Origin of the sequence: Aquabacterium sp. (assembly GCF_036279655.1) — a bacterium.
Lineage (GTDB): Bacteria > Pseudomonadota > Gammaproteobacteria > Burkholderiales > Burkholderiaceae_C > Aquabacterium.
In genome coordinates this window covers 1-5,023 of record NZ_DASUIT010000076.1, presented here as the reverse complement: position 1 = coordinate 5,023, position 5,023 = coordinate 1, and the positions used below count along the sequence as shown (strand labels likewise).

General features: G+C 64.0%; 5 protein-coding genes. 2 read left to right on the top strand and 3 right to left on the bottom strand.

The features are described from left to right. On the bottom strand, nucleotides 1-2,210 hold a 2,210-nt coding region (locus VFW84_RS09325; protein WP_329680180.1), incomplete at its 3' end, for a chemotaxis protein CheB. Nucleotides 2,211-2,332: 122 nt separating this feature from the next. Between VFW84_RS09325 and VFW84_RS09320 the strand changes: the two genes are divergently transcribed. After that, entirely contained in the window at nucleotides 2,333-3,715 is a 1,383-nt protein-coding gene (locus VFW84_RS09320; RefSeq protein WP_329680179.1) for an ATP-binding protein, read from the top strand. Between the two features lie 126 nt (nucleotides 3,716-3,841). Continuing rightward, nucleotides 3,842-4,498 carry a PEP-CTERM sorting domain-containing protein gene (locus VFW84_RS09315; RefSeq protein ID WP_329680178.1) on the top strand — a complete coding sequence of 219 codons (657 nt, stop codon included), beginning with the start codon at nucleotides 3,842-3,844 and terminating at the stop codon, nucleotides 4,496-4,498. A 67-nt stretch (nucleotides 4,499-4,565) separates the two neighbouring features. On the opposite strand, the gene VFW84_RS09310 is transcribed toward VFW84_RS09315, so the two are convergent. Together VFW84_RS09310 and VFW84_RS09305 are read right to left on the bottom strand one after the other, a co-directional pair. Next, entirely contained in the window at nucleotides 4,566-4,787 is a 222-nt protein-coding gene (locus VFW84_RS09310; RefSeq protein ID WP_329680177.1) for a CsbD family protein, read from the bottom strand. A 53-nt stretch (nucleotides 4,788-4,840) separates the two neighbouring features. After that, a partial coding sequence (locus tag VFW84_RS09305) for a BON domain-containing protein (RefSeq protein ID WP_329680176.1) occupies nucleotides 4,841-5,023 on the bottom strand: 183 nt, incomplete at its 5' end.

Sequence of the window (5,023 nt, the reverse complement as noted above, 5' to 3'; positions counted from 1 at the left end):
TGCAGCTCGCCATTGATGGTCTGCAGCTCTTCGTTCATCGACTGGGCCTCTTCCTTGGAGGTGGTCAGCTCCTCATTGGCGGATTGCAGCTCTTCATTGGCCGATTGCAGTGCTTCGTTGGCGGCCTGCAGTTCTTCCTTGGAGGACTGCATTTCCCGGCGCAAGGCATGGATCTCTTCATGCGCGCGATCCAGTTCAGCGGCCATGGCCGCGTCCACCGGTGGGCTGAGGGGGCTGGATCGGCGGCGTTTGGGGGGGGCGGTGTTTGGGACCTCCCGGAAGACGATCATGACCATGCCGTTCAGGGCCTTGGGCTCATGCACGGCCTGGACGGTCACATGGAGTGTGGCGTGTGGCTCATCTTCCATCCGCAGGCCATGCAGCTCGACCGGCTTGGACTCTTGCAGGGCTTGCCTCAGGGCCACCGCCAGTTGCGTGCGGATGCCAGGGCGGGCCATGACGTGGATGTTCCAGTTGGCCTTGCCGGCCGCAGGCTCCAGATAGCGCCCGGTGCGCCCGCTGATGTAGAGGATGTCGCCATCGGGGTTGACCAAGACGGCGGGGGGCGAGTAGGCCTGCAGCAGAACCTGATCGGCCAGGGCCTGCAGGTTGTTCGGTGGGGAGGGTGTGGTCGACACAGCGGTCTCCTGGCTGTTCGTGCGAGACGAAGCGTGACGATTGATGGGAAAGTCCACGGCCAATGCGTTCAAGGCGTGCTCGTTGCGCAGGTAGAGCCGGATCTTGGGGTTGAGGGGGGTGAACAGGGATTGGGCACGCCCCACGGTTTCAGAGCCCCCCAGCAGCATGATGCCGCCTGGACGCAGGCTGTAGTGAAAGAGCGGCAGCAGCCGGTGCTGCAAGGTGGCGTTGAAGTAGATCAGCACATTGCGGCACGACAGGATGTCGAGCTTGGTGAAGGGCGGATCCAGGATCACATCATGCTGGGCGAACAACACGGTGTCGCGGATGTCCTTGTGGATGCGCCAGCCCCCGTCCTGCGGGGAAAAAAAGCGTGCCAGCCGTTCGGCGTCGATATCGTTGGCGATCTTGGCAGGGTACAGCCCCTTGCGGGCCACGGCGATCGCCTCGGCGCTGAGGTCCGTGGCAAAGATCTGCAGGGCATGTGCCGCGCCACCGGGCAGGCCATCGACGAGTTCCTTGAACACCATGGCCAGTGAGTAGGCCTCCTCGCCAGTTGAGCAGCCCACGATCCAGGCACGCAGTTTGGGCTCGCCTTGGCGCCGCGCCAGCAGATCGGGCAGCACCTTGTCCTTGAGCTCGCGCCAGACCTCGGCATCACGAAAGAAGCTGGTCACGCCGATCAACATCTCGGAGAACAGCAGGTCCAGCTCCTGAGGGTTGTCACGCAGGAAGCCCGCATAAGCGGCCATCGAGGGCAGCGTGTGCACGGCCACGCGCCGTTCGATCCGCCTCAGCAAGGTGCTGGTCTTGTAGAGCGACAGATCGTGCTTGCTGTGGTCGCGCAGCAGGCCGACGATCTGATCGAGGGTGCTGGCGGTGTCCTCGGGCGCGGGCACGGGCATGGGGGCGGTGTCGTCGGGACGGGGAGTGGTGTCGATATCACCGGAGCTGTGCAGTTGGGCCTGCACCACCTGCCCAATGCGCTGGGCCAGCGCATCAGGCGCGGCCACGATGTCCACACAGCCTGAGGCGATGGCATGCCTGGGCATGGAGTCGAACTGGGCGGTCTCTGGTTGCTGAGCCAGGGTCAGGCCGCCTTGCGTCCGAATGGCTTGCAGGCCCAGTGTGCCGTCGGCCCCCATGCCCGACAGCACGACCCCGATCGCGCGTTCGGCCTGATCCTGGGCGAGCGAGCTGAACAGCACATCGATGGGCAGGCGCATGCCTCGGGGTTGTTGTGAGTGGCTCAGGTGCAGACACCCGTGGGCCACGGTGAGCTCGCGGTTGGGGGGGATCACATAGACCGTGTCGGGCTCGATGGGCATGCCATCGACCGCCTCGCACACCGGGATCGCGGTGACACGCTGCAACAAGGTGCCCAGCAGGGTTTCATGGTGGGGGTCCATGTGTTGCACCACCACATAGGCCAGTCCGCTGCCACGCGGCACGGTGTTGAAGAACAGCTCCAGCGCATGCAGGCCCCCCGCGGATGCTCCGAGGCCGACGATGCGTGGGGTGGCCGCCGTGTGATGGGTGCGTGCGTGGTCGGGGAGCAAGGCGGCGGGCATGTCAGCAGTATGCCGTTGTTATGCCGGTCGGGCGCTGGCGGGCTCTGTGCGCTGCCCCACCGACGGGCCGGGGGGCGCACTCTATAAAACGAGCCCATCAACTGCACGCTAGGAGGGCGATCATGATCACGCCGGAAACCCTTGGTTCGGATGCCCGACATCTGCGATCCACGGCCGAGGCCATGCTGGCCGCGCGGCAGAAGGCAGGGGCGATCGTGGCTCGCCCGAGCGGGGCGGAAGACGGCCTCGTGCATGAGCTGCAGGTGCATCAGATCGAGCTGGAGATGAGCCATGAGGCCTTGATCGACGCTCAGCTCGCACTGGAGACCTCGCGTGACCAGTATCTGGCGCTGTTTGAGGGAGCTCCTGTGGGTTATCTGACGGTGGATGCCGACGGCCGGATCGCCCGGATCAACCGCACCGGGGCCCGCTTGCTGCAAAGGGAGGTCGGTGCGCTGCTGCACCAGCCCTTCATCACCGTGGTGCGGCCAGAAGACCAGGCGCGCTGGCAAGACGGCTGGTCGCGTGCGCAGCGCAGCGACGACCCCCTCAGTGTGGAGGTGGCCGTGCTGCGGGCAGATGCCTCGTGCCTGCATGTCCGGCTCGATTGCCTGCGCCAGGCGCAGGGAGCGTGCGAGGCGTGCGTGCTGGTGACCATGACGGACATGACCGAGCACAAGCTGGCCGAGGCGCTGCGCCAGTTGCAGCATGACCATCTGGAGATGGTGGTGCGCTCCAGAACGCTGGAGCTCATGCAGGCCAAGGAGGCCGCTGAAGCCGGCAGCCGCGCCAAGAGTGACTTCCTGGCCAACATCAGCCATGAAGTCCGCACGCCCATGAATGCCATCGTCGGCTTCACCTATCTGCTGCGTCACGCGGATCCGACACCGGAGCAGGTGCCGCGGCTGGACATCATTGCGGATGCCTCCGCGCACCTGATGGCCATTTTCAACAACGTGCTGGATCTGGCCAAGATCGAGGCGGGCAAGATGCAGGTGGAGTACACCCGCTTTTGTCTGTCGACCGTGATCCAGGATGCGTGCGCGCTGGTCATGGCACAGGCGCAGACCAAGGGCCTGTCGATCACCGTGGACGAGGACCCGGTGCCCGAGTGGGTGCTGGGCGATCCCACCCGTGTGCGCCAGGCCTTGCTCAATTACCTGGCCAATGCGGTGAAGTTCACCAAGCACGGCAGCATCCGCGTGCGGGCCCGCTTGCTGGACCGCGATGCCGATGCGCTCCATGTTCGATTCGAGGTGAAGGACACGGGGGTGGGGATGCCTGCGGCACAGATGCAGGGCCTCTTCCAGCCCTTTGTGCAGGGGGATTCGTCGACCACGCGCCGGTATGGTGGGACCGGTCTGGGCCTGGCCATCACCAAGCATCTGGCCACCTTGATGGGCGGTGATGCCGGGGGCGTGAGTGCGCCCGGACAAGGCAGCACCTTCTGGTTCACCGCACGCTTTGGATCGTGCCCTCAGGCCGCAGAGCAGGCCCTGGCCTGATGTGTGCGGCATCGAACAGACACACTTTGTTGCGCACTTGAAGATCGCCCCTGAGCACATGGCTTGCCGCCTTGTTATCAGCTCAATGTCGATGCAACCTCTAAGGGGATTCTCATGAAAATGTCGATGACACCTATCGCAGTGGCCTTGTCCATGGTCTGCGTGGTCGGAAGTGCCAGGGCCACGGTCCTGGCGCCCAATTCGATTGCGAATTCGGTGGATGTTGTGGCGGGGGGCTTTGGCGGCACCTTGCTGGACAGCGCCATCACGCCGATCAGCAACAGCAGCTACAACGGCATCGCCCGCGCCGCGGTCTATGACACGGGCACGGGCATGGACTTTTACTACCAGTTCAGCAGTGACATCTCATCCAGCAACGGCTTGGAGCGTTTCTCAGGTCATGACTACAGCTCCATCGGTGCGACCAATGTTGAGGTCTTCCAGACTGCGGCCGCCTTTGACCTCTTTGTTGCAGGGACCGAACAAGCCGATGGCGCTGATCGAACGGTGCATGGCGTGATCGGCGTGAGCTTCGTGCCCAACGGGCTGTCCAAGATCAACCCGGGTACGACCAGCTACACGCAGATCATCCGCACCAATGCACGGGCCTATCAGGTTGGGGGCTTCGGTTTGCTCAATGGCATTGGTGACAACGCGGTGGGATTCGCCCCTGCTGCTGCCCCCGTGCCCGAGCCCGCCACCTACGCCATGTTCATGGCCGGCCTGGGCTTGCTGGGTCTGCGTCAATGGCGTCGTCTGAGCGTGCAGAACAACGCAGCCTGATGTGATTTGGTGTTGACTCTGGTGCACGCCCCCGCAAGAGGGGCGGCGCCAGAGTCTTTTTCTTGGCTCAGTCGCGACCAAACCAGGAGTCATCGGCCTGGCGCTGCCATTGGGTGATCTGCTTTTCAGCCTCGTCCTTGGCCACGCCATAGCGTTCCTGGATCTTGCCCGAGAGCTGGTCGCGACGGCCGGCGACGACGTCGAAGTCATCATCGGTCAGGCGACCCCATTGCTCCTTGGCCTTGCCGGTGACTTGCTTCCAGTTGCCTTGAATACGGTCCCAGTTCATGTGGTTCTCCTTCAGTGGTGGGTTGGTCAAACGGGGGACGGCCATGAGCGAGCTCACGGACGGATGGCGATTTCGTTCTTGACGGCCTTGACGCCGTCGACCTTCCAGGTCAGGGCCTCGGCGGTGTGCTTCTCGGTGGCGTTCTTGGCAAAGCCGGAGAGCATCACGGTGCCGTTGAGCGTCTCGACGCGGATGCTGCTGGCGTCCACGTCCTTGTTGTCGATGAAGCGGCCCTT